This is a genomic window from Hahella sp. CCB-MM4, assembly GCF_002260525.1.
Taxonomy (GTDB): domain Bacteria; phylum Pseudomonadota; class Gammaproteobacteria; order Pseudomonadales; family Oleiphilaceae; genus Hahella.
The window spans coordinates 1-397 of the sequence record NZ_MRYI01000107.1 but is presented as its reverse complement, the minus strand read 5'-3'; the positions used below and the strand labels follow the sequence as shown (position 1 = coordinate 397).

The window sequence follows — 397 nt, the reverse complement described above, 5'->3', positions numbered from 1 at the left end:
GTTCTGGGTCGCGATCGTGTGGGTACACCGCCCGGCCCCCTTTCCGTCCCGGTGGTGCGTACAGCCCCTGCCATCCGACCACGGGCCGCTCGAGCGCTGCTTGAGCAGCGGCGGCGGGGCCGTGCGCACGAGAGTTCCTCGAGCCTTCGCCGAGCCGCCGCGGGGATCGTGACCGTCCCGCATCGCAGAAGGGACGGCACGACATGCCCGCAACCGGAAACAGCGACCCGACCGCCGCCCGAGTGCTCCTCGGCCGGCTGGCCCGGTCGGTCTGGACCTCGCTGGTGGCCTACGGCTCCCTGTGGATCCCCGTCGACCAGAACCCGTTCTGGCAGCAGTACCTGCGCAGCGCGGCCCCGGACCACCGGTCCGGGGACCCGTCGCCGGCGCCTGTGCG

The 397-nt window shown here is 73.3% G+C and carries 1 protein-coding gene; it reads left to right on the top strand.

Features of this window, described 5'->3' with window-relative positions; translation table 11 throughout:
- Positions 1-203: 203 nt before the first annotated feature.
- The coding region (locus BTA51_RS30590) for a hypothetical protein (RefSeq protein ID WP_210404967.1) at positions 204-397 on the top strand (194 nt) is incomplete at its 3' end.